This window comes from Streptococcus sp. 2022WUSS037 (assembly GCF_044427225.1).
Lineage (GTDB): Bacteria > Bacillota > Bacilli > Lactobacillales > Streptococcaceae > Streptococcus.
On record NZ_JAOTGJ010000030.1, the window covers coordinates 1 to 24,695 of the forward strand.

Genomic DNA, 24,695 nt, shown 5'->3' on the forward strand with positions numbered 1-24,695 from the left:
ACTGATGAATTGCATCAGACATTTGGTTTCAGAAGTGATTATCAAATTATTAGCGAAAAAAAGATGAAAAAAATTTTACAAGCGTCAAAATCGAGAAAAAGTACGCATTTTTGATATAAAAAGAAAACCTCTCTAAACCCTTGATATGCATAGGGTTAGGGAGGTTTTTGTCGTTTAAAACTGTCAAAGACGGGATTATACCATATTTTTAAAGATATTGTCATAAGAAAAAAGCCTGTAACAACAGACTTTAACAAATTATCCTAAGGCAACATCCAAAATCATCATGATGATAAAACCGGTCATTAAGCCCAGAGTTGCAATGTCCGTATTGCCATTTGTCTGCGACTCTGGAATGAGCTCTTCTACGACGACAAAAATCATGGCTCCTGCCGCAAAGGAGAGGGCATAAGGTAAAATAGGTGTCATAAAGGTGACCGCAAAAGCCCCTATGACTGCTGCAATCGGCTCGACAATCGCTGACATTGATCCCCAGTAAAAAGCTTTCCACCTAGATGCACCGTCTGTACGAATTGGAATAGCCAAGGCTGCACCTTCAGGAATATTTTGTATACCAATCCCAATAGCAAGACCGATTGCGCCGATAAGAGCTGCTGGACTATAGTTAGAAGCAAGTGCACCAAATGTCACACCGACCGCCAAGCCTTCAGGAATATTGTGAATCGTAATAGCTAAGAAGAGCAGGGCTGTCTTAGACAGATTTTTTCTGTTCTTCTCGTCGCCCCCCTCTGCCTGCTCTTTATCATGTCCCAAGTGCAAATGCGGTACCCATGCATCCACCAAGCGTAAGAAAATGCCTCCGACTGCAAAGCCAACTGCTGCTGGTATCCAAGCCAGACTGCCATAAAAAGCTTCAGCGTATTCAATCGAGGGTGCGAGCAAGGACCAGAAAGAGGCCGCAATCATAACACCTGCCGCAAAGCCTAACATGGTATCCAGCAACCGACGACTAACAGTTTTAAAGAAAAAGACGATAGCCGAACCTAAAATGGTACAAAACCATGTAAACAAGCCACCTAATAAAGCCTGTATGACAACAGACTGATTAGTAAACCAAGCCATTTCACATCTCCTTTTTAACCGCGCATAGTATGATAATTAGGATACCCTAACTACCCTAAAAAATCAAGAGAAAGACAGAAAAAAGCCACAACTTTTGTGACTTTTATAGGTGTCTAAACGGATTGGTTGAAACAGTTGAAGGTAGAATTTCGACATCCCAATCTTCATTTGCCTTCCATGTTTCCAACAATTCAGCAATTTTCTTGATAAACAAGGCTTCGATATGATGGCCTGGATCAATAGCCAGCAAGCCTTGTGTCAACATATCCTGACCCGTATGGTAGTAAATATCGCCTGTGATGTAAACATCTGCTCCCTTGGCAAGAGCCTCATGGTAATAGGAACCACCACTGCCTCCACAGATGGCTACACGGCTGACATATTGCTGAGCTTGATGCCCATAGGTCACCAGACGGACAGCATCTAGACCAAAGACCGACTTGACTTTCAAAGCCAAATCCTCCAAAGTCTGCTCTGCTATTGTCCCCACACGACCCAGCCCCTGCCCCTCGGCAGTTTCAATCAGATAGGTGGTGTCCTGAATGCCCAGAAGGTCACAGAACCAGTCATTGAGACCGCCGTCCACCACATCAATATCCGTATGGCTGACATAGACCGCAATGTCGTGCTTGATTAAATCCAGGTAGATTTTTGTCTGAAGATTGTCGGCCACCAAGTCCTTGATCGGACGGAAAATCGGAGCGTGCTTGACGATAATCAGGTCCACCTGCTTGTCAATGGCCTCTGCCACCGTCGTTTCACGAATGTCCAGAGCCACCATGACCCGACGGATATCCTTATTGAGCGTGCCAATTTGCAGCCCCTTGACATCGCCTTCCATAGCCAAAGAAGGCGGACAAAAGGCTTGATAGCGTTCAATAACCTGACTAGCTAACATGGAGTACCTCCTGAATTTGTTGGATTTTTTGGGAAATGGCAAAGCGGTCACCTTGGCGTTCAGATGGAACTTGTTCCAAAGCAAAACTTAATTTTTCAAGTTCTCTTCTCCACTTTTTGACGAAAACTGGTGAAGCCTCCTCTAGTAGATAGGGACCAAAACGATGTTCAACTTCTGATAATCTCATCTGTCCTGATTCTGCAACGAGGATTTCATATAACTTACCATTTTCTTCCAGAATCTTTTCAGCAACCAATCTAAAACCATTTTTTTCCAACCATCGACGCACATCATCTTCACGATTATTTGGCTGGAGTATCAACCGTTCAATGGTCGCAAGCTTTTCTTTTCCTGCTTCTAAGATTTCTGCAATCAAACGTCCTCCCATACCTGCTATGGTCACGGCAGTCATCTGATCAGACGTCTCAAACGCACCTAAGCCATTTGCTAAACGGACTAGAATTTTTTCTGTTTGTCCCGCCTGCTCTACATTCTGGAGCGCTGACTGATAGGGACCTTGAACGACTTCCCCCGCAATGGCAAAATCAATACGCCCCTGCTCTACCAAAAAAAGAGGGAGATAAGCATGGTCACTCCCTACATCAACTAGACGTGCCCCTTGTGGGACAAAACTTGCGACTGTTTCCAGCCTTTTAGATAATTTTGTTTCCATATCAATCTTTCCAGAGATCCATTGCATCAAGAAAGTCACTTGAAACAGTCACATTCTTAGGAGTCTGAATTTCTCTTTCTGCATTTTTCGCTTCTACTTGCGCAACTGTAGTAATTCCCTCACGGCGCCAGTTTCGTAGAATAGCTTGGATGTATTTCCAATTTGTTTTGTTGTTAAAAACAGCTTCTTTCAAGGCTGCACGAACCAAATCAATCGAAGTTTTGTCATCCTCAATAGTCTTCTGCAAATCTTCGATTTCAAACGGCGATAAAAAGCGGCCCAATTCACGTTCAAAATCCCCCACCAAGGTCTTCAAATCATTCTCTGGCTGCACAATCTCAACTGCCTGTTTTGGAGTTAACAGAGCATCCAATTTTTCAAAAGCAGGAAGCGCATCGAATATCATTTCAATTTCACCAGCAATACTGATTGTCTTAAATTCTAAGAGTCCAGCATCTTGGAGATTTTCAATAGCTTGATTGACCTGGGCAACTGTTTTACCAGTAGCTTGAGCAATCTCACTAGGTGCTAATGATTCGATAGCTGAAGAATTTTGATAAAAGAAAAACTGCCAAATCAAAAAATCATCTGCCGACGGAAAAAGCTCTTGATAGTGGAATAATATTGCTGCTGGCAGGACCAAATGTCCCTGACGAAATTGCTGTGAATAGTTCATACTTCCTCTTTAAAGACTAGCTGACTGGGCTGATTGTTCAAAGATATGCCAGTCGTATGGAGTTTCTTGATAGACAGCATAATTCACCCAGTTGGTAAAGAATTGTGCTGCTGGTAAATTCCAAGAGAGAGATGGTTTGCTTGTAGGGTCATCTTCTTTGAAATAATTTTCCGGTAAATGGGGATTTTTTCCAGCTATACAATCACGTTGATATTCCTTAGCTAGTGTATCCCTATCATACTCTAAATGTCCAAAACTATAAATTTCTCTTAAATCCTTGCTGGCTAAAATGGATAGGCCAACTTCTGGACCTTGCGATAAAATCGTCAACCCACTCAGATGGGCAATATCTGCCTCCCTTACTTCCGTATAACGGGAGTGTGGTGAACGAAATTCATCGTCAAATCCACGCATAAGAGGGCTAGTTGGATTAGTCACCTCTTGACAATATACGCCTGATAGTTTTCGAGACATACTGTGTTTGGGTACACCATAGCGTGCATACAAACCTGCCTGTGCACCCCAACAAATGTGCAATGTTGAATAAACATGTGTTTTTGACCAATCAAAAACTTGAGTAAGTTCATGCCAGTAATCAACTTCCTCAAAAGGTAAGTTTTCAACTGGTGCTCCTGTCACGATGAGCCCATCAAAATAGCTATCCCTGACCTGCTCAAAAGTCTTATAAAACTGCTTCAAATGGTCCGAGTGTGTATTTTTGGACTCGTGACTAGCCATGTAGAGAAATTCAACCTCTAGCTGTAAAGGAGTGTTAGCCAAAAGACGGAGCAACTGAGTCTCCGTCACTATCTTCTGTGGCATGAGGTTGAGAATAAGGATTTTGATAGGACGAATATCCTGATGACTAGCTCGGTCACTATCCATCACAAAAATATTCTCTTTTCTCAAAATTTCAACTGCTGGTAATGATTTTTCAATTTTAATTGGCATAAGCAACCTCCCAATTTTCTTATATTTATTATAAGACAGGTTGCTATGCAATTCAATTAGAATAAAAATAGGACCAGTTATAAGTTTTGGCTATAACCTTAGATTAATAGTGCATCAAAACCTTGTAGTCGTAATCACCGATTGCTTCGCGGCCTTTCAAATCATCTAGCTCAATCAAGAAGGCACAGCCAGCAACGATACCGCCAAGCTTTTCAATCATTTCGATTGTTGCTTTTACAGTACCACCAGTTGCCAACAAGTCATCGACAATCAAGACACGTTGTCCTGGTTTGATTGCGTCTGCATGCATCGTCAATGTATCTACACCATATTCTTTTTCATAGTCAGCTGAGATAACCTCACGTGGTAACTTACCTGGCTTACGAACTGGTGCAAAACCGATTCCCAATTCAAAGGCAACTGGACATCCAACGATGAAACCACGCGCCTCTGGCCCAACAATCATATCGATTTGCTTATCTGTCGCATACTGAACGATTTCACGTACTGCATAGCTATAAGCATTTCCATCTGCCATCAAAGGGCTAATGTCACGGAATTCGATACCTTCTTTTGGATAGTTAGGAATTGTTGCGATGTAATCTTTTAAGTTCATTTGTCTCTCTCTTTTTAAAAATAATTTTTACTCTTCATTATACCATGAAATTGTTTTTTGGTACATTTCAGACCTATATCTTTAGCAAATCGTCTCCTCACATTCGCCACACAAGCTGCCCTGCTATGTCCACCATAGGAAAAGCTTCCTTGCTGATTAAAGTAAGACTGCTCCCAGCCAACCTCATTTCTTCCTTTATCAACTGATAAAAGCTAGTTGAGGCAAAAATAGCAGCTTCTTTTATGAAATTTTGAACAAATGCTGGGATGTCTTCTTGTTTTAGAGGCAACAGTTGTTTCAGGAAAACCTTTTTGATGGCTCTTTCTGACCATCCTACTCGCCGTAATTCAATCAGTGCGTGCTTTATTTCGGTTATCTGTTCAAGATTTTTCAACAGACTTTTTTGCCTGATAAACCTATAAGTGTAGAGAAGCGTTCCAATCACTCCAACAACAACCAGAGCTTCTACTGTCATCAAACGCGACCACAAAGCCATTCATAAATTTCCTGAACGGTGCCAAGCGCCATCAACTCTTGTTGGATAACTGTTTCTTTCAATTCTTGATATATTTGACTTTCTGAAATCTCTCGCTTCTGCGCCTCTTTGTTGACCCGCATGACCCCATCCGTAATCGTGACGAATTCTAATTCTTGGAAAATCTGAATCATTTTAACCAATAGACTGTCCTTAATTTTTAAGTAACCAGCCAAATCTTTCAGTTTGTAGCGGACATCAAACTCATCAAATTGGTAAATAGTCTTATACAATTTAGCGAATTGTTCTCGGCTACCATAACCATCTAGATAGTACGGTTTGGCAATTTCATTTTTAAAATAAATGGCTTCAAATTCTCTTTCCTGAAAATAGCTACGCAGACTACTGAGGTCCTCAGGCAAGTTAGCTAAGACAATTGCTTTGTTATCTGCTACTGGATTTTCAATGTCCAAAATTGGGACTCCTACAGGAATAGGATGTTGCTTTCCACGAATATTATAAAGTTGAACACCATTGACCCGAGCATCAACCAACATGAGCTGAAGACTGGTATTGCCATTCCATTGATTGACAGACAAGGTGACAGCTAGTTCTAAGCCCTTGGCCTGTGAAAATTCCAAGGCTAGATTGCCCTTACCAAAAGCAACCACATCAAATCCAGCAGCACCTTTAGTAATGCGTAGTTTCAAATGGGCATTATTCTGCCCCATAGTTCTTGCTGATTCCACCTGAAAGTCTCTGATGTAGAATACAGGCTTTTTATTATCCATGCCGTAAGGCGCAAGCTTCTCGAAAGATTTTAGAGTATCTAGGGTTAATTCCTCTAAATCCAATTCTTCATCTAAGACCAGCGAAGACTTGCTGGATAAATCCAATTTATTTTCGATAATGTAGTCTGACAAGGTTAGAGCAAGCTCTTCGAGTTTGTCAACTTCCAAGGTCATACCTGCTGCACCAGCATGGCCACCAAAGGCGATAAATAGGTCCTGATGATCTTTAAGGGCCTTGAAAATGTCAACCGCTTCAACAGAACGAGCCGAACCCTTTGCCTTACCATCTTCAATAGACAAGACGATAACAGGCTGGTGCAATTCTTCTAGTAGGCGTCCTGCTACAATCCCTAAAACACCTGGGTTCCAACCTTCTTTAGCCAGAACTTGAACAGGTCTATCATGACGGAGCATGGTTTTTGCTTCATCGTAAATTGCTTGGACGACGTCTTTGCGTTCTACATTTTTACTGTCAATCATGAGAGCAATCTCATGGGCCTCTTCGTCATCAAAACCAGTCAGTAATTCGATGGCTGGATTAGGATCATCGAGTCGACCAAGGGCATTCAACCTCGGAGCAAGTTGGAAACCAACTGTTTCTTCATCAATACTGTCTATGTCAATACCAGCTATCTTTATCAACTCTTGCAAACCTGCTCGCTCAGTCTGTTTGAGAAGCGAGAGACCATATTTGACCATGACACGATTCTCATCGGTCAAGCTAACCATATCAGCGATGGTGCCAATTGCGACCAAATCCAGCAAGTCTGCATGAACCGTTTCAAGAAGAGCACAGGCCAATTTAAAAGCCACGCCGCAGCCCGCCAAATGTTTGAAGGGATAATTTCCATCGGGATGCTCTGGATGTACAATCGCATAGGCATTGGGAAGGGTTTCCTGCATGGAATGGTGGTCTGTCACGACAACATCGACACCCATTCCTTGGGCATAGGCAATCGCTTCATGACCCGCTACGCCATTATCCACCGTCACAATTAGAGAAATCCCCTGCTGCTCGATAAAATACTTGTAAACTGACTGATTCGGCCCATAGCCATCTGTAAAACGGTTGGGAAGATAAACTTGGACTTCTGCCCCCATTTCCTCCAGAGTTTCTTTCAGAATAGATGCCGAGGTCATGCCGTCTGCGTCATAATCTCCATAAATCAAAATTTGTTCGTAATCTTCGATTGCTCGGCGAATCCGCTCTACCGCCTTGTCCATATCATGTAGTAAATAGGGATCGTGAAGGTCTTCTAAGCTTGGTTGTAAGAAAGTATGCAATTCTTCCGCCGAATGGATGCCACGTTCATACAGCAACTTAGCTGCTACCGAGTCCACTCCTTCTTTTTTAGCAATTTTGATAAATTGTTCATCAGAAAAACCGGTCAATAATTGCCAGTCATAATTGGGTTTTATCACGTTTTTTACTCCTTAATACTCAAAATCACAAGTAACCTGTAACTTTTCCGAGTATAAACTATCTTTCTATTATATCATTTTCCAAGAAAAATGGAGCAAGGTAAGACCGAAACAGAATGTCGTTCCCTTGCTCCATGAAGAACTAATAGTGCAATTTATAATAAAGGTGAAATAATTCGCAGTAGGGCTCCTCCCAAACGCTTATACCAAGAGTACGTTTTATGGAAGGTTAGAAGGTTAATTTGCTGTGATTTTTTGAAGGAATGAGTAAAGTCATCCTTAATAGCTGCCAAAACTGCCGAGTGATTGTAAATATAGAGACCGCACTCAAAATTAAGATAAAAAGAGCGAAAATCCATATTCACCGTACCAACAGTAGCTTTCTTATCATCGACCAAAACAACTTTGGAATGGACAAACCCAGGCTGGAATTCAAAGATTTCAATTCCTGCTTCCAAGTAAGTCGGAAAATCAGTACGAGCAGCCAAATAGGCTGATTTTTTATCATAGATGTGCGGGAGCAGAATGCGAACCTCGACTCCACGCTTCGCAGCATAAGTCAAATTATCAATCATTTCATCATCCAACACTAAGTAGGGTGTCATGATATAAATATAATCCGTTGCCGACTGAATCATGTCTAGGCAGACTCGTTTGGCTACCTCATCTCCATCAAATGGATTCTCGCCATACGGAAGGAAGAAACCTTCAGCATCAACGGTTTCCGTCTCTAAATCTTTATGCGTTTTGAGGTATTTTAGGTCATTTGTCTCTGTCTTTTCATTGTAATTCCACATTTGAAGAAACATCAACGTAAAGTTTGCCACAGCTTCTCCCCTAATCATAATCGCCGCGTCTTTCCAGTAACCAAAACGCACTTTCTTGTTGATGTATTCATCTGCGATATTAATGCCACCAGTAAAGGCAACCTTTCCATCAATAATCGCAATTTTTCTATGGTCACGGTTATTTTGCACCGTAGATAAGGCTGGGATAATTTGAGAAAATACTTTGGCTTTTATCCCATATTTTCTCAAGGTTTTATAGTAATTATAGGGAAGATTGGTCAGTGAATTCATCCCATCATACATAAAACGAACTTCCACCCCTTGCGCTGCCTTTTCCTTCAAAATGTCAAGTATGGAATCCCACATATATCCCATATCGACAATAAAGTACTCCATGAAAATATACTGCTCTGCCTTTTTCAATTCTTCTAGTAGAGCTTCAAATTTTTCCTGACCTGTCGAAAAATAGACGGCATCCGTATTGGTATGAATTGGGTAGCCAACGTACTCACTCATGAAGTGAGCTAATTTCAGTTGCTCCTTATCTTCCCGCTCTAATGCCTTCATGACCTTTTCAGACGTCTTGCTATACTCCCGAAGTCTTTGGGCTTGCTTATGAAAATTTTTACGATAGCGTTTGGTTTCGATGTTGGACTGCAAAATAAAATAGAATAGAGCACCAAAAATCGGAATACCAATGACAAAAACAATCCAGGTTAACTTAAAACTGGTATTCATCGGTCTATTGATGATTGAAATAGCTACAAAAATCGAAAAAATTTGCAAAACAATCAATAAAGCAGGCATATAGGTAGCTGCCGAACCTACCAACCATAGAATAAGGAAAATGGTTAGAACGATCAAACTAATGACGATAAAGGTCCGACTGTATATAATTTTCCAAAGTTTTTCCATACATCTCTCCCTTATTTTTTTACCATTATAACAGATTTTAGTTCATTATCCTACTAATTATCGCAGTAGATTTCTCGCAGTTCTTACTTGAAAACAGCACCCCTATCTCCTACATCATAAAACACCGACATAGACCGGTGTTTTACTTATATATATTATCTGTCAAAATTTCTACGGTTTACCGTAACGTAAACCCATAGCATTGATAGCGACAATAACCGTCGATAGACTCATGAGCACGGCCGCCAATAAAGGATCCACCATAATGCCCATGCTTGGATAAAGGATTCCAGCAGCTAAAGGAATGGCAATGATGTTGTATCCTGCCCCAAACCAGAGATTTTGCCTCATTTTGCGGATGGTTGTCTTGGCAATGCTCAACATATCCAAGACTGCTGATGGATTGGATTGAACCAAGACCACGTCTGCAGAGTGAATGGCAACAGAAGTTCCTGCGCCAATGGCAAAGCCTAAATCTGCCGTCGCTAGAGCAGGCGAATCATTGACCCCATCGCCGATGAAAAGAACTGCCCCACGCGCCTGATAGTCCTTGACCAGTTTTGCCTTATCCTCTGGTTTAAGTTCAGCTCGGTAATCCTCTATGCCCAACTGACTGGCCACTTTTTGTGCGGTAGCTGGATTGTCACCCGTTAACATCACAGGACTAATACCCTGCGCTTTCAAGCCTGCTACAAAATCTTTAGCATCTTCTTTTATCTGGTCTCCCAAGGCTACAAATCCCAAGACCACATGATCAGTCACCAAAAAACTCACGGTTAGACCCAAATCAAGATAGGGAGCAATCACGTCCTGATCCACTGACAAACCTATTTCCTGCAGACCTTTGTAGGACATGATTTCATAAACCCTTCCATCCAAGACTCCTCGAATCCCACTACCAGGGATATTCTCAACCTGCTCTACTTGATAGGAATGTTGACCTGCCGCCTCCACTATGGAAAGGGCAATTGGGTGGGTTGAATGAACTTCTAGGGCTGCCATTTTGGCCAGCACATCCGCTCCCTCAACCAAATCTTGACTGTGGCGAACTTGAAATTTTCCGTCGGTCAAGGTTCCGGTCTTATCCATCAAGGCAAACCGAATCTGGTTAACCTGTTCAAGAGCTGTTCGGTTCTGAACCAAAAGACCATTTTTTGAAGAAATCGTGGTCAAACGCGCCACAACAAGAGGGATGGCTAAACCAAGGGCATGCGGACAGGCAATGACAAAAACAGAAACTGCCATCATCAAGGCAAAGGCAAGATTAGCCGTCATGGTCCAATAAATAAAGGCCAAAATCCCCACAATTAAAGCTGCATAGAAGAGCCAAGAGGCTACGCGGTCAGCCATATTTTCAAGCTTGGATTTCTGGTTTTGCGCTTGACGGACCATTTCGGTCACCTCCGCCAAAAAGCTGTCCTTACCAAGAGTGGTCACTTCCATTTCAAAGGGCGTGTTTTGATTGAGCGAACCACCGAATACTCTATCTCCTGCCTCTTTTTTGACAGCTCGAGATTCCCCAGTAATCATGGATTCATCAATATGAGCAACACTCAAAATCTTACCGTCAGCCGGAATTTTTTCATTTTCCTTGACTAGGAGGAAATCCCCAATCTGCAAGTCCTCTACCGCAACATCTGTCCCATCCTTGAGATGGGCTTTTTTCGGAATGAGAGAGGCCAAGTCTTTCAGGGCATCGCCTGCTCCCATAACCGCCTTCATCTCAATGATATGCCCAATCAGCATAATGACAATCAGCGTAGACAACTCAAACCAAAAGTTCATGCTTTCTTGTCCCAATAACGCTAAAATGGTCGCATAAACGGAGTAAAGATAGGAAACAATAATCCCCATGGAAATCAGGGTCATCATTGCCGGTTTTTTAGCTCGCAACTCCCCTCTAGCTCCGTTAAAGAAAGGTGTTCCTGAGTAGAAGAAGATAATAGAACCTAGTATCAGCTGGACAAGTTCAACACCCGGAAAACGTAAGAGAGTGAAACCTGCAATTGGAGAAATGGCCAGTAGGGGAATCATGACTGCCACTGCGACTTTGAGTTTTGTATTCATATCCCCCATGTGCATCATGTGCCCACCATGCTCCATCATGTCATGGTCATGCCCTTGGTGATGCTGATGAGCATCATGAGTATGATGAGAATGATGACTGATGTCAGAGCCCCCTACATGATGATGGTCGTGATGGACGTGATGGTCAGAATGATGATTGGCGTGAACCCCCTCTTCATGAGGATGCTCCTGCTGATGAGAATGATGGCTGGTCTGACCAACTTCCTCAGAATGCATCATATGTTGGTGTTCCTGCTTATTTTCTTTTGAATAGTTCATAAGATAACTCCTATTTCTGTCTACATTTGTAATCGATTTATAATTATAGTTTACACTTGTAGTCAAAAAATGTCAACCGATTAGATCAAAAAAAACCTAGAATGGCATTAATCCATCTAGGTCATATTATGTGTTCACTTTTCTTTATTTCAAATTAAAGACCGTACTGGCCAGATAATCAGCCAGTCTCGGAAAAAGAGTATATAGCTTATGAGCAGCTGCTAGTGACCAAGGCAGATTGATGTCCCGTTTCTTCGTCCCCATAGCTGAAACAATCTTCTTGGCAACATAGTCTGGCTGGAGCAGAAAAGCCTTGACGCTCTCTTGATAGCTTCCATCCGGGTCAGCCTGATCGAAAAAGCTGGTTGCGATTGGACCTGGATTGACCGTAGTAACTGTCACACCATACTGGGCTAATTCCAAGCGAATGGTATTGGAAAAACCCATAGCTGCAAACTTGGTCGCCGAATAAACTGAGGACTTGCTTGAAGCAATCAAGCCTGACATGGAAATGATATTGATCATCTGCCCGCTCCGTCTGGCCTTCATTCGTTTACCTACTAAACGGCACATGGTCATCAGAGCAAAAGTATTGATGTCAAACATAGCCTGCACCTGCTGGCTGGAAAAATTCTCAAAATCATCGTAAATGGCATAGCCAGCATTATTGACCAAAATATCAATCTGACCAAACTGACTATCCAGTTCATCAAAAAATGCCGTCAGAGCTATTTCATCTCGGATGTCCACATCAAAGACAGCCTTTTTTTCATGGTAAGCATAGAGTTGCTCGATTTTTTCGGCATCACGACCTAGTAAAATCAAGAAATCATCCTTCAGCAAGGGCACCATTTCCTGCACCAAACCACCAGAAGCACCTGTGATTAGAATGGTTCTCATAGCTCAATTTCCTCTAAATCCTTGACAATATGAACCTGCTCGAAAATAGTACGTGCATCTTTCCGTAATTGACTAATATCCTTTGATAAAAATCGTGGACTGATGTGGTTGAGCAAGAGCTGTTTGACACCAGCATCCTTGGCAACCTGCGCCGCCTCCATATTGGTCGAATGCCCATGCTTTCGAGCAATCTTCTCATCGCCTTTTCCGTAAGTCGCCTCATGCACCAGCACATCAGCATTGACAGCCAGACGGACACTAGCATGACACTTGCGCGTATCACCAAGAATGGTCACCACCTTACCAGGCCGAGGAGGAGAAATATAGTCGCTGGCAATGATTTCCCTGCCATCCTCCAAGGTCACATTTTGACCATTTTTGATTTTTCCAAAAAGGGGACCAAATGGTACACCTGCCGCGCGCAGTGCCTCTGCATCCAATGTCCCTTCCAAATCTTTTTGGATGATACGATAGCCGACACAAGGAATGGTATGGTCCAGTTTTTCAGCGAATACCGTGAATTTGTCAGTCTCTAAGACCTGACCGACTGTATCAACATCAAACTCATGAAAATGAATGCGATATGGTAGGCGTGTTCCTGATACTTTAAGACTTGCCAAGACAAAGGAACGGATGCCAACAGGACCGTAAATATCAATATCAGTCTGCTCCTCACTCGACTGGAAAGAACGGCTAGACAAAAAACCTGGCAGTCCAAAAATATGGTCTCCGTGCAGGTGAGTGATAAAGATTTTTGCGACCTTACGTGGGCGGATAGTTGTTTCCAAAATTTGATTTTGAGTTCCTTCGCCACAGTCAAATAACCAAACTTGATTGATTTCATCCAAGAGTTTCAAGGCCAAACTGGATACATTTCGAGCCTTGGAGGGCTGACCAGCCCCCGTACCTAAAAATTGAATTTGCATTGTTTACTTTCTAATGTTTTATATATAAAATTGCAGAGCGACCCGACCAGACATAGTAATACTGACCAGCATATCCGTCCGCCACTTCAAGCACTTCTTCCTGATTAAAGCCTGAAATCTTGACCAAACCTTCTGTCGTCTCCACTTTGGTCAAAAGGTAGTCAGTAGCGACCTCCTCTAGCTCAGCATCCTTAAAGGGATTGGCTTTCATAAAAATCTTGCCCTCCTCCACAAAGACGACATAGTGGGGAAAGACTTGGGCGATTTCAAAGAGTAGGCTATCTGTCACTTCCTCGTCTTGCTCCGAAAAGACCTGAGCCAGACCATCCGCTGACACATAGGCAAATCCGAAAGACTTACCTGATAAGTTGAGGCGGACAAAGGGCTTGTCTTCTTCAAAGCTGGGTTCTTTTGGAAAAAGGCAGAGCTGCTGAGAAAGAATGAGATAGTAGTTCGTCGCCTCTTCTGCTCCTTGTTTCTGGTAGATTTCCGCAAAATAAGCGTTGATAACTGAAGGCGGTGGCGTGATAAAATCTAGTTTTTGTTGGTCAGTCAAATCAGCTAATTTCTTAGCCAGATAGACCTTGTCCAGACTGGTAAAGCCACCGTATTTGATTGCCAAATCAAGATAATCCGTCATAAAATTCTTCCAACTTCCATTTATTGCTGGAAGCGATATAGCCCGACACCACTTCCACATCCTCTTCGTAGGTTCGATTTTCAATCAGGGCTAGAGTAGCTAAATCATGCAATTTATAAGATTCAGCAAGTGGAACCCTGACCTCAAATCGTTCAAACATGGTCTTAATCTTGGCCAAGACCATCATCTGTATATGGCCTTTGGCATTGTCATCCTTAGCGGACAGCATGACATGAGGAAACTGACTGGGGGTAAAGCTGTCGTCCGTCTTGTCCAGCTTGTTGTAGAGGGCTAGACGCGGAATGTCCAGCATATCCAAGTCTTTTAGAATATCCAAGACTACCAGCTCCTGCTCGCTGTGATTGGGGTCAGAAGCATCGATGACATGGAGCAAGAGGTCCACATTCATGGACTCCTCCAAGGTGGATTTGAAGGCAGAAATCAACTCAGTCGGCAGGTCCTGAATGAAACCAACCGTATCGGTCAAGGTCACGTTGAACTTATCTGCCAAGTTAATCTGCTTGGTCGTGGCATCAAGTGTCGCAAAGAGCTCGTCTGCCTCGTACTGTCGCTTGTCGGTCATGGTATTCATAATGGTGGATTTACCAGCATTGGTATAGCCAATCAAGCCGATTTTGAACACGCCTGATTGCAGACGGCGTTCACGGACAGTCGCTCGGTTTTTCTCCACCGTTTTGAGTTGGCATTCGATGTCGTGAATCTGATTGCGAATACTTCGACGATTGAGCTCCAACTGGCTTTCACCTGGTCCACGAGAGCCGATACCACCGGCCTGACGGCTGAGCATGATACCCTGTCCAACCAAGCGTGGCAACATGTACTTGAGCTGGGCCAAGTGGACCTGCAGTTTCCCTTCGTGGCTCCGTGCCCGCATGGCAAAAATATCCAAGATTAACTGCATGCGGTCGATGACCTTAACCCCCAGAATCTCCTCCAAATTGATATTCTGACGGGGCGTCAGTCGGTTATTGACAATGACGGTATCAATCTCATCAGCTTCGACCATCTGGGCAATTTCTTCTAGTTTCCCTGAGCCGACAAAGGTCTTGCTGTCGTATTTTTCACGTTTTTGAGTGTAGACTCCCTTGACCAGAGCGCCTGCTGTTTTAGCCAGACTTGCCAACTCCTCCATGGACATGTCAAAGTTGTCTGTCTGCTGTAATTCCACTCCGACCAGGAGGGCACGTTCTTGTTCTTTCTGTGTTTCAATCATTTAAAAATTCCTCCACGGCGGTGAAAATCTGCGACTTGTAATCTGGCTCGCCTACTGAATAAAAGGGAACCTGCATCCGATTTCTGAACCAAGTCAATTGGCGTTTGGCAAAGCGGCGGCTATTTTGCTTGACCTTATCAACTGCTTCTTCTAGGCTGATTTGATCTGCTAAGTATGGGAAAAACTCCTTGTAGCCAATTCCCATAGCAGCTTGAGCTTCTGGGTGTTCATGGTAGAGCCAGCTGACTTCATCTAGTAAGCCAGCCGCCATCATCTTATCCACTCTCTGATTGATGCGGTCGTAAAGAACCTGTCTGTCATCCATCAGACAGATGTAAAGAGGCTCATATTCTGACTCTGTATTTTCTAAGTTCTTTCCAAATTTTATCAATTCTAACCCACGAATGATTCTCCGACGGCTGTTTCCCTCGACCATCAAACCTGCCTGCTCTGCCATTGTTTCCAAAACCTCGTCAGACAAGCAGTCGAGTTCCGCTCGATAAGCCAGAACTTGCTCCTGATCAACCTGCCCGCCCAGATGGTAGCCTTCCAGTAGACTTTGGATATATAGGCCTGTTCCACCCACGATAATAGGCAGCTTGCCACGACTAGTAATGTCGGTAATTAGGGATTTGGCTTCTGCTACAAATTCATAAGCCGAATAGCCCTCGGTCACATCTCGGACATCAATCAAGTGATGCACCGCAGCAGCCTGCTCTTCTGGGTTAGCCTTTGCCGTACCAATATCCAGTTTGCGATAGACTTGCTGGCTATCACCGCTGATAATTTCTCCATTGTAGCGCTGGGCCAATTCAATTCCTAAAGCAGTTTTTCCTACCGCAGTTGGTCCAATGACCACAATAACTTTAGTTTTCATCTTTTTCCTTGAAAATATTTTGTTTTTTCGCTAAAATCTATTATAACACAAGTAAAGGAGAAATAACTATGGCTAAAGGTTTTGGTAAAGGTTTCTTAACAGGTGTTCTTTCTACTGTTGCTCTTGCAGCAGGTGCAGTCTTCACCGTTCACAAAACAATCATTGAACCAGAAGAAAAGAAAGAAGCCTTCATTGAGGAAAATCGTAAAAAAGCTGCTCGTAAACGTGTAGCACACTAATTTTTTACAATTGCTCAGGACAATAAGCTGAATTTAATACTCAATGAAAATCAAAATCAAACTAGGCGACGAAGATGAAGATAGAACTGAAGTTCATCAAATCAAGTCAACAACGTTTGAGTTTGATTTTCGAAGAGTATAAGTTCATTGTCCATAAGTATAAAATCCTACCTCCTCTGTGACGGTAGGATTTTTTTACGTACAGTTTCATTTTCAAAAACTTAAAAATAAATGTTTAGGACATGTGAATACATTGTTGTTACAGGAAAATCAATTTTTAAATATGTCAATGCAATGTATTTGAGTATTTTTGCATTTTAAACTATGTTAATTCAATGCATTTGCGTATTTTTACATTTTAAACTATGTCAATTCGATGCATTTGCGTATTTTTACATTTTAAAACATGTCAATTCAATGCTGTGGTTTATTTTAAATGTTTAAAATATATCATTTAACTATTTTGATGCATTTTACAGTTTTAATGACCTAATCACACTTTCTGAATTCCTATTAGAATTTCTAATACTCAATGAAAATCAAAAACAGACTAGGCGACGCAGATGCAGATAGAACTGAAGTTCATCAAATCAAGTCAACAACGTCTGATTTTGATTTTCGAAGAGTATAAAGTTTTCTAGTCTACTCGTCAACGATAACAGATATAAAAAAGGCTGGCAGTTGCCAACCCATACATTTAGACAATGATATCTTCTTTTTCGATCAGAACAATAGTCCACATCATGGCAAGAGTCACGACTGCAAGTGCCAAAATCAGAGGCATCCAACTTCCAAACAGAGGAAAGCTATAACCAAGAAGACCTGGTCCAAAGGCAGCAATGAGATAGCCACCGGTCTGCACCATGCCTGATAACTGGGCAGTAGCCTGGCTACTGCTAGTTTTCAAGGTAAAGCCCAACATCATATAGGGGAAAAGGGCAGCGTTTGAAAAACTAAGTATAACATGAAGAATACTCCAGAGTATAAAATTACTTGGTAAGAATGTCATCAAAGCTAGACCTAGAAGAGTTGCGGATGATGTTCCTAGCATAATGTTCCGACGCATTTCCTTAGTCTGACGTGATAAAATTGCTGGTATAATCATGGACATTGGAATGGCAGTCAAGTTAAAGATTCCTGCCATCAAACCAGCTTCAGCCTTGGTAAAACCCACCGACTGGGAAATAGTTGGTAACCAAGTAATCTCTGTATAGTAGAGGACTGATTGCAACCCACCAAATATCAAAAAGGCAATGGCAGCCTTGTTCTTCCATAGAGAACCTGTCTGTTGTTGCTGTTTTTTTGTCTCAAAACGATGGTTGTTTTTAACGTTTGGCAACCAAATTAGAAAGGCAAGAAAGACGATTGCCGTAATCAAATAGATAAACACTTGCCAAGAAGTTGCCGTAACTATTGGAACTGCAATCATAGCCGCTACTGTTGCTGCAACACCCATCAAGGTAATATAAATCGTTGTATAAAAACCAATTTTCTTAGGGAAATTTGCTGCTACCAAACTTGGTAAGAGAACATTGATAAAGGCAATGGTTGCCCCAACTAGCACAGTACCAACAAATAAAAGGGGGAGACTAAACACTCGTATCCCTGAACCAAGGACCATGACTAAGAGAACCAAAGCCATCAATTTTTCCATCCCAAATTTCGCGGCTAATTTTGGTGCTAGTGAGGAACACAATGCAAACATGATAAGCGGGATTGATGTTAGAATCCCAAGCGAACTAACTTCCACACCCAAACTAGTCGCAATATCTGTAAGGATGGATGGCAGGGCCGTAAAAGGGGCTCGCATGACGACTCCTAACATTACAATTCCTGCAATGATGAAGGGGGATTGTTTTTTCATTTTCAATTCTCCTAATATATATAACGTTCGGAATTTACACTCTTTTGATTATAACATACTTGACAAACGATAGAAAGGGATTTCTCTATTTTATTTTGTTATAGTTTTTAACTATGGATTTGACCAAAAAATAACTATTTTTCAAATGAGACTTTCTAGGTTAGAATAGGTTCATCACAAATCGAAAGAGAGATTTTACATGACAACATCAAGATTTCAATTAGTCGGCTCACTACTTCGTCCATCTGCTTTAGGAGAATTCAAACGTCAAATCGAAGCTCGTGATGACATCAAATACCCATTCTATGATGACTTCGATGGGTACAAAGAAACCGAAACTTCACTCATCCAAGAAATTGTTGCAGAACAAAAAGAAAACGGTTTGGATATTGTGACAGATGGTGAATTTGGTCGTTCAATGTGGCACTTAGACTTTCTCTGGGGTTTTGAGGGAATCGAACGCTACATTGCTGAACATGGCTATCCTTTTAAAGACCACGATGGGCAACCATACGAAACACGTAAGGATATCGGCCTCCGCATCACTGCACCACTTTCATCAAAAAATCATCACTACATTGATATCTACAAACAAGTGAAAGAATTAGCTGGGGAAACTGTAACGAAACAAACTATTTTTGGGCCGGCCCACGCCTTTAATGAATTGACAATTTTCAATGGACAAGTTGGACCTGATCAAGTTTACAAGACTCGTGATGAATTGAAAGATGGTCTCATCGCTGCTTATAAAGAATTTTTAGACCAATACAAGGCTGCTGGAGGTCAGATTATCCAGTTTGACGATTGCCTCTGGGAATTGTTTGATCCTGCTAATCCTGTGCCATTCTTGCCACAAGATGACCCAGAAGCCCTAGGCCCCCTTGCAGATGAATTTATCGCCATCAACAACGCTGTCGCAGACTATGGTCATGAGATTGGATTAGCTGTTTGGACGCACAACTGCCGTGGTAACTATGAAAGCCGCTCAGCAGCTGGCGGAACTTACGAAGCTATTGCTGAAAAATTCCTGCGTGACCAAAAATACGATCGATTCTTCCTTGAGTGGGATGATGAACGTGCAGGTGATTTAAAAGCTTTGGAAAGCTTGCGTGATAAGAATGTCGAAGTCGTTCTTGGTCTACTTTCAAGTAAAACTTCTGATTTGGATGATGAAGAACGTGTTTATAAATTACTCGAGGAAGCAAGCAAGATTATTCCAAAAGAGCGTCTCTACTTGTCACATCAATGCGGATTCGCTTCATGTGATTCAGGTAATGAATTGGCCATCCCGCAACAGTGGGCAAAAATTAAACAAGGCCAAGAAATTGCAGAGAAGTTTTGGTCTTAAGCCACTTCTTGTTATTCGTGCATAAAAGCCCCACCATTTGGCAGGGCTTTTATTTGTTTGTTAATCAATCCTAATATAGCAAAGGTGCCAACAGTAAAATCACAAGTAAGGCTAACAAATGCCCAACTGTCACTAGGATAAACGAATACTTGAGTCCTCGTTTCATACTTAATTTCGAAAGATTGTGGAAGGTAATCATCACACCAGACTGAGGCACAACTGTCAAGATAGCTGATGCAACAACTACTACACGATGCAGCAACTCTGGATTAATCCCCATTTCCAAATAGGCAGGGAGGAAATTACTTGAAGCAATACCTACCGCACCAGAAGATGAACCGATAATACCACTAACCAATGCTGTCGAAACAGATAAACTGATCAGCGGTGATCCTGGTATTTGTTGAATCCATTCTTGAATGACTGCAAAACCTGCTGACAAGGTTAACACCGTCCCAAATGCTACGGTACTAGAAGTTGCAAAAGCAGGCACTATAGATGCTGTTGTCGCAGCATTCAAAATTTCTTTTTGATTTGGCAGATATGGATAAAAAATCAAGGCTGATAGAAGGATAGAGACCAACAAGCCAATTGCCAGGACATTCGGAGTTTTACTCATTAGGAAAATCGTCCCAATAAGACTGAATAGAGGCAAGACTGATAAAAATAGATTTGGTGTCTTATCAGCTACCACTACTGCAGTTTCATCCTCTTCTTCCGTATACGTCTCTCCATTTGCTAGACTTTTCTTGAGGCAGTAGGCCATGTAGAGCAAGCCAAATATTAATAGCGTCAAGCTGGCTGCCAAACTGATAACAGGTGCCGCGGTCAAGCTAGTTCCCAAAACTTTTGTCGGAATGACATTCTGGATGGAAGGTGCCCCAGGAAGAGTTGTCATCGTATAAGTACCTGCTCCCAAAAAGACAGGAAGCGGAAAAAGTGCCCAGTTGATATTCAACTCTTTAAAGAGGGGGCGTGAAAGGGGAAGCAAGGTAAAAATGACTACAAAAATACTCACACCACCATAGGTCAGAATGGAAGCAATCAAAGTGATGGCTAACAAACCCTTATAGGGACTATCTTTTCCCATTACTTTCAAAATACTATTGGCTATGGTCTGGGTAGCTCCACTTGCTTCCATGTAACGTGCCAAAATTGAGCCCAGCATAAAGATAGTAAAGTTATTAATTAAAAAGCCTGCTAGACCAGTCATATAGGACTTCTCCTGTCCTAACATGACCTCTAACACATTCATTTGATTGGTCAAAATAATAATCAGACTAGCCAACGGGGCAGCAACAATTACATGTAAATTCTTTGCCGTCCAATAAATAATAGCCACTACGGCCAGTAAAACTCCTAAAATTGCTAAAATTTCCATAGTTCTCCTTAGTTTCCCTTTTTAGTCAAGGGAGATTTTTTTAATGTCTGACGTATCTCCTAAATTACTTACTAGCTCTTCTACCCTTTGACCAAGACTTGGATGTCGATAATCTGCTGCAATATCAGCCAGTGGTAAAAGAACAAATGCTCTTTCATGGGCGTACGGATGGGGAACAATCAGATTCTCTTCTTGAATCTTCTCCTCACCCCAAAAAATAATGTCTAAATCGATGGTACGTTGGCCCCACTTTTCAATCCTGACCCGATCCAGATCCAGTTCAATCTGCTGGCAGACAGCTAAAAAGTCCTGGGCAGATAAATCTGTTTCAACCTGACAGGCTAAGTTGAGGAAATCAGCCTGGTCCGTCTTGCCCCAAGCTGGAGTTTCATAAATATTGGAAACTAAGCCAAGCTGGCAACCTGGATGACTGGCTAATTTGTCTAGGGCTGCCTGTAAATAGGCTTTCCGATTGCCCATGTTCCCTCCGATACTGAGATAGGCTAGATGCTTCATGGTCGTTCACGCTCCAATTCAATTCCGACAGAATCATAGTGTCCAGCAATAGGCGGATTCTCCTTGTAAATGGCCAAGCGAATCTTCTCCACCTTTGGAAATTGATCAAAAATCTCCTGACAAATAACACCTGCTACTTTTTCAATGAGGATATAGGGTTTGCCTTCCACAACTGCTTTAATGGTTTCAAAGACCATACCGTAATGAACTGTGTCTTCTAAATTGTCAGTTTGTGAAGCTGCTGTCAGGTCAACAAACAAATCACAGTCAACTGTGAAAATTTGACCAAGAACTTGTTCTTCTTTGAAGGCACCATGGTAGCCGTAGAAACGGCATTTATTAAGTGAAATCTTATCCATGTTTTCCTCCCTTGGTCAACTGTTCCCAGACCTTAACAATGTCACGGTTGGCAGCGACATTGTGGACACGGACCATTTTGCAACCTTTTTGAACTGCCCAGGCAGAAAGGGCAGCAGTAGCTTGGTCACGGTCTGTCGGTAAGCTATTTCCCCCTAGCAGATAATCCACCACGCGCTTACGAGATATTCCAAATAGAACAGGGTAACCTAGACCAGTAATTTGATCCAAACCTTGTAAGAGATCTAGATTATGTTGGACATTCTTAGAAAAGCCAAATCCTGGATCCAACCAAATCTTGTCTGCAGCTATACCAGCATCCAAAGCAGCTTGAGCTCGTTCAGCTAGAAAGTTTTTGACCTCTCCAACAACATCCACATAACTTTCTTCTTTCTGGTTGTGCATGAGAATAATTGGTACCTTGTACTCCGCAGCCAGTGCTAACATATTTCCGTCATAAAGTCCTGCCCAGACATCATTTAAAATATCTGCGCCTGCTTCAAGCGCTGCTCGTGCTGTACCTGTTTTATAGGTATCGATGCTGACAAGACAGTCATAGTTTTCTTTGATAGCGCGGATAATCGGAACCACGCGAGCAATCTCGTCTTCTTCAGAGACAAAGCTCGCACCTGGACGAGTGGACTCACCACCAACATCGATGACAGTCGCGCCGTCTGCTAATAATTTTCCAACCTGAACTAAGGCTGCTTCTACTTCATTATAGTTACCGCCGTCAGAAAAGGAATCTGGGGTCACATTGAGAATCCCCATAATGCTTACTTGATGGGCTAATCGTTCAATAGACATAGAACCTCCTATTTATTGTGAATCATGGATAAGAGTTCACGGCGTAAGATGGCATCTTCCTTGTATTTGCCAAGGGCAACGGTCGTAACCGTCTTGCTACCTGGCTTACGAATCCCGCGCATACTCATGCACATGTGCTCTGCTTCGACCATGACAAAAACACCTTCTGGTTCAAGGGCATCTTGAAGCGCATGAGCCACCTGATGAGTTAAGCGTTCCTGCAATTGAGGGCGACGACTTGCCACCTCAACAGCACGCGCTAACTTACTCAGACCTGTCACACGCCCTTTACTCGGAATATAGGCAACATGGGCAATGCCGTAGAAGGGCACCAGATGGTGTTCACACATAGAATGAAAAGGAATATCCTTGACCAATACAACCTCTTCATGTCCTTCTGAAAATACAGCTGTAAATTGGTCTTTAGGGTCCTCTTGTAGGCCGTTAAACATCTCCAAATACATCTTGGCTACACGTTTTGGCGTATCCAGCAATCCCTCACGGTTTGGGTCTTCTCCTAATAATTCCAATAATTGGTAAATAGTTTGTTCGATTTGTTCTTGTTTTGACATAATACACCTTAAATAGTTTGATGTTCTTATTATACCGTAAAATCCCCTTTCAGAAAAGGGTTTCCATCACTTGATAGCCACAACTGTCCCCGACCAATTTTCATCTAGCCCATACCCATCGACTAGCTTTATGGTATAATGGAGGAAATGATTTTCAAGGAGCTACTATGACCAAAAAACCTGTCCAACTAGCGACGATTTGCTACATTGATAATGGCAAAGAATTTCTCCTACTCCATCGCAATAAAAAAGAAAACGATGTCCACCAAGGAAAATGGATTGGGGTCGGTGGCAAGTTGGAACCTGGTGAAACTCCACAAGCCTGTGCCATTCGCGAGGTCTTTGAAGAAACAGGACTGACCGTCACCAAGCATGCCCTCAAAGGGGTCATCACCTTTCCAGACTTTACTCCAAACACTGACTGGTACACCTATGTCTTTAAGATAACTGGCTTTGAGGGAAACCTAATAGAATGCAACGAAGGAGATTTAGAATGGGTTCCTTATGACCAAGTGCTCTCCAAACCAACTTGGGAAGGCGATCGGCATTTTCAAGAATGGCTCTTGGAAAACCGTCCATTCTTCTCTGCCTGCTTCCGCTATGATGGGGACAAACTGCTGGATTACAGCGTTGATTTTTATGAAGAATAATCTAAGAACCTCTTTTCACAAGTGAAACAGAAAAAGCCCTTGGAAGTCCTGGGCTTCTTTGCTATTACAAATATTTCTTCTTAGGCATTTGTTTATTCAATACGACATCCAAGGGACCTGCTGATAGGACTGTATCGACCAGTTGCTTATCTGTAATGGTCTTGTCGAGGAGGACTTGGTATTCTAAGACAAGGGCTTCTTTTTTCTTTTTATATTTGAGGGACATTAAATCTGACTGCTTGCATGAACTGCCAAATTGTTGTTCAAAAAATTGGTCATAGTTGAAGTCAATCGGTACAGTTACCAAAAGATGGCAACGATTTTGATTGACTTGCACAAAACTACTATTTTCAAAAATAAGGATACATACCGATAAAACAAGAGTCATAAAGATCGCCAAACCTAGGAATCCCATACCCGTTGCCAAACCGATTGCCATCGCTAGCAAGATAGCCAACATTTCTTTTGATGAACCCGCGGCAGAACGGAACTTAATCAAACTAAAGGTCCCTGCAACCGCAACACCTGCACCCAAGTTACCATTTACCAAGGCAATGATAACAGCAATTAGGGTTGGCATTAGGCTTAATGTAATGACGAATTCTTTCGTATAATTGGCTTTGTATAGTAAAATGAAACAAAAACAGTACATTTGTGGTATAATGTATTTATGGCATATTCATTAGATTTTCGTAAAAAAGTTCTCGCATACTGTGAGAAAACGGGCAGTATTACTGAAGCATCTGTTAT

Annotated in this window: 26 protein-coding genes; 4 read left to right on the forward strand and 22 right to left on the reverse strand. The window is 42.2% G+C overall.

The window, feature by feature from the left end:
* Positions 1–258: 258 nt before the first annotated feature.
* From ODU55_RS09365 to miaA, 15 genes are all read right to left on the reverse strand, one after another.
* The gene (locus ODU55_RS09365; protein ID WP_398582652.1) at positions 259–1,083 is read right to left on the reverse strand and encodes a ZIP family metal transporter; all 825 of its coding nucleotides are present in this window, start codon (positions 1,081–1,083) and stop codon (positions 259–261) included.
* Between the two features lie 103 nt (positions 1,084–1,186).
* Positions 1,187–1,981 (reverse strand): Nif3-like dinuclear metal center hexameric protein, encoded by a 795-nt coding sequence (locus ODU55_RS09370; protein WP_398582653.1) that lies wholly within the window; start codon positions 1,979–1,981, stop codon positions 1,187–1,189.
* Entirely contained in the window at positions 1,971–2,654 is a 684-nt protein-coding gene (locus ODU55_RS09375) for a tRNA (adenine(22)-N(1))-methyltransferase TrmK (protein ID WP_024411835.1), read from the reverse strand. Before ODU55_RS09375 ends, ODU55_RS09370 begins: the two co-directional genes overlap by 11 nt.
* 1 nt (position 2,655) lies before the next feature.
* Positions 2,656–3,330, reverse strand: coding sequence for a DnaD domain-containing protein (locus ODU55_RS09380; RefSeq protein ID WP_024399480.1), 675 nt, complete (start codon positions 3,328–3,330; stop codon positions 2,656–2,658).
* Positions 3,331–3,339: 9 nt separating this feature from the next.
* A complete protein-coding gene (gene metA / locus ODU55_RS09385; protein WP_044688987.1) occupies positions 3,340–4,281 on the reverse strand; it encodes a homoserine O-succinyltransferase in 942 nt (313 codons plus the stop codon).
* Between the two features lie 103 nt (positions 4,282–4,384).
* Complete coding sequence (locus ODU55_RS09390) at positions 4,385–4,897, reverse strand: adenine phosphoribosyltransferase (protein ID WP_002937136.1); 513 nt, start codon at positions 4,895–4,897, stop codon at positions 4,385–4,387.
* A gap of 97 nt (positions 4,898–4,994) precedes the next feature.
* Entirely contained in the window at positions 4,995–5,372 is a 378-nt protein-coding gene (locus ODU55_RS09395; RefSeq protein ID WP_398582654.1) for a hypothetical protein, read from the reverse strand.
* The gene (recJ, locus tag ODU55_RS09400; RefSeq protein ID WP_398582655.1) at positions 5,372–7,585 is read right to left on the reverse strand and encodes a single-stranded-DNA-specific exonuclease RecJ; all 2,214 of its coding nucleotides are present in this window, start codon (positions 7,583–7,585) and stop codon (positions 5,372–5,374) included. The genes ODU55_RS09395 and recJ overlap by 1 nt, the downstream gene beginning before the upstream one ends.
* Positions 7,586–7,740: 155 nt before the next feature.
* Positions 7,741–9,288: a cardiolipin synthase gene (cls, locus tag ODU55_RS09405; RefSeq protein ID WP_398582656.1), complete on the reverse strand. Its 1,548-nt coding sequence runs from the start codon at positions 9,286–9,288 to the stop codon at positions 7,741–7,743.
* Positions 9,289–9,459: 171 nt separating this feature from the next.
* Positions 9,460–11,634 carry a copper-translocating P-type ATPase gene (locus ODU55_RS09410; protein WP_398582657.1) on the reverse strand — a complete coding sequence of 725 codons (2,175 nt, stop codon included), beginning with the start codon at positions 11,632–11,634 and terminating at the stop codon, positions 9,460–9,462.
* A 144-nt stretch (positions 11,635–11,778) separates the two neighbouring features.
* Positions 11,779–12,534 (reverse strand): SDR family NAD(P)-dependent oxidoreductase, encoded by a 756-nt coding sequence (locus tag ODU55_RS09415; protein ID WP_398582658.1) that lies wholly within the window; start codon positions 12,532–12,534, stop codon positions 11,779–11,781.
* Positions 12,531–13,460: a ribonuclease Z gene (gene rnz / locus ODU55_RS09420; RefSeq protein WP_398582659.1), complete on the reverse strand. Its 930-nt coding sequence runs from the start codon at positions 13,458–13,460 to the stop codon at positions 12,531–12,533. The genes ODU55_RS09415 and rnz overlap by 4 nt, the downstream gene beginning before the upstream one ends.
* 10 nt (positions 13,461–13,470) lie before the next feature.
* Positions 13,471–14,100 carry a cystathionine beta-lyase gene (locus ODU55_RS09425; protein ID WP_398582660.1) on the reverse strand — a complete coding sequence of 210 codons (630 nt, stop codon included), beginning with the start codon at positions 14,098–14,100 and terminating at the stop codon, positions 13,471–13,473.
* Positions 14,084–15,334 carry a GTPase HflX gene (gene hflX, locus ODU55_RS09430; protein ID WP_398582661.1) on the reverse strand — a complete coding sequence of 417 codons (1,251 nt, stop codon included), beginning with the start codon at positions 15,332–15,334 and terminating at the stop codon, positions 14,084–14,086. Before hflX ends, ODU55_RS09425 begins: the two co-directional genes overlap by 17 nt.
* Positions 15,327–16,211: a tRNA (adenosine(37)-N6)-dimethylallyltransferase MiaA gene (gene miaA / locus ODU55_RS09435; protein ID WP_398582662.1), complete on the reverse strand. Its 885-nt coding sequence runs from the start codon at positions 16,209–16,211 to the stop codon at positions 15,327–15,329. The genes hflX and miaA overlap by 8 nt, the downstream gene beginning before the upstream one ends.
* A 68-nt stretch (positions 16,212–16,279) precedes the next feature.
* Here miaA and ODU55_RS09440 point away from each other — a divergent pair, with 68 nt between their 5' ends.
* A complete protein-coding gene (locus tag ODU55_RS09440; RefSeq protein ID WP_012775205.1) occupies positions 16,280–16,450 on the forward strand; it encodes a DUF3042 family protein in 171 nt (56 codons plus the stop codon).
* Positions 16,451–17,147: 697 nt separating this feature from the next.
* On the opposite strand, the gene ODU55_RS09445 is transcribed toward ODU55_RS09440, so the two are convergent.
* Positions 17,148–18,314: an MFS transporter gene (locus ODU55_RS09445; protein WP_398582663.1), complete on the reverse strand. Its 1,167-nt coding sequence runs from the start codon at positions 18,312–18,314 to the stop codon at positions 17,148–17,150.
* A 199-nt stretch (positions 18,315–18,513) separates the two neighbouring features.
* Between ODU55_RS09445 and ODU55_RS09450 the strand changes: the two genes are divergently transcribed.
* Complete coding sequence (locus ODU55_RS09450; protein WP_398582664.1) at positions 18,514–19,662, forward strand: cobalamin-independent methionine synthase II family protein; 1,149 nt, start codon at positions 18,514–18,516, stop codon at positions 19,660–19,662.
* 70 nt (positions 19,663–19,732) lie between these two features.
* Here ODU55_RS09450 and ODU55_RS09455 read toward each other — a convergent pair whose 3' ends face one another.
* The 5 genes from ODU55_RS09455 to folE are packed head-to-tail and all read right to left on the reverse strand — an operon-like array spanning position 19,733 to position 23,295.
* The gene (locus ODU55_RS09455; RefSeq protein WP_398582665.1) at positions 19,733–21,043 is read right to left on the reverse strand and encodes a GntP family permease; all 1,311 of its coding nucleotides are present in this window, start codon (positions 21,041–21,043) and stop codon (positions 19,733–19,735) included.
* A 21-nt stretch (positions 21,044–21,064) separates the two neighbouring features.
* Complete coding sequence (gene folK / locus ODU55_RS09460; RefSeq protein WP_398582666.1) at positions 21,065–21,559, reverse strand: 2-amino-4-hydroxy-6-hydroxymethyldihydropteridine diphosphokinase; 495 nt, start codon at positions 21,557–21,559, stop codon at positions 21,065–21,067.
* Entirely contained in the window at positions 21,556–21,918 is a 363-nt protein-coding gene (gene folB, locus ODU55_RS09465; protein ID WP_012027113.1) for a dihydroneopterin aldolase, read from the reverse strand. Before folB ends, folK begins: the two co-directional genes overlap by 4 nt.
* A complete protein-coding gene (gene folP, locus ODU55_RS09470) occupies positions 21,911–22,723 on the reverse strand; it encodes a dihydropteroate synthase (RefSeq protein ID WP_398582667.1) in 813 nt (270 codons plus the stop codon). The genes folB and folP overlap by 8 nt, the downstream gene beginning before the upstream one ends.
* Positions 22,724–22,731: 8 nt before the next feature.
* The gene (gene folE / locus ODU55_RS09475; protein ID WP_105242726.1) at positions 22,732–23,295 is read right to left on the reverse strand and encodes a GTP cyclohydrolase I FolE; all 564 of its coding nucleotides are present in this window, start codon (positions 23,293–23,295) and stop codon (positions 22,732–22,734) included.
* A gap of 167 nt (positions 23,296–23,462) precedes the next feature.
* On the opposite strand from folE, the gene ODU55_RS09480 reads away from it, so the two are divergent.
* Positions 23,463–23,945: an NUDIX hydrolase gene (locus ODU55_RS09480; RefSeq protein WP_398582668.1), complete on the forward strand. Its 483-nt coding sequence runs from the start codon at positions 23,463–23,465 to the stop codon at positions 23,943–23,945.
* Between the two features lie 64 nt (positions 23,946–24,009).
* Here ODU55_RS09480 and ODU55_RS09485 read toward each other — a convergent pair whose 3' ends face one another.
* Positions 24,010–24,597 carry a DUF4956 domain-containing protein gene (locus ODU55_RS09485; RefSeq protein WP_398582669.1) on the reverse strand — a complete coding sequence of 196 codons (588 nt, stop codon included), beginning with the start codon at positions 24,595–24,597 and terminating at the stop codon, positions 24,010–24,012.
* Between the two features lie 18 nt (positions 24,598–24,615).
* On the opposite strand from ODU55_RS09485, the gene ODU55_RS09490 reads away from it, so the two are divergent.
* Positions 24,616–24,695 (forward strand): IS630 transposase-related protein (locus tag ODU55_RS09490; protein ID WP_226314317.1); only part of this gene is annotated, 80 nt, incomplete at its 3' end.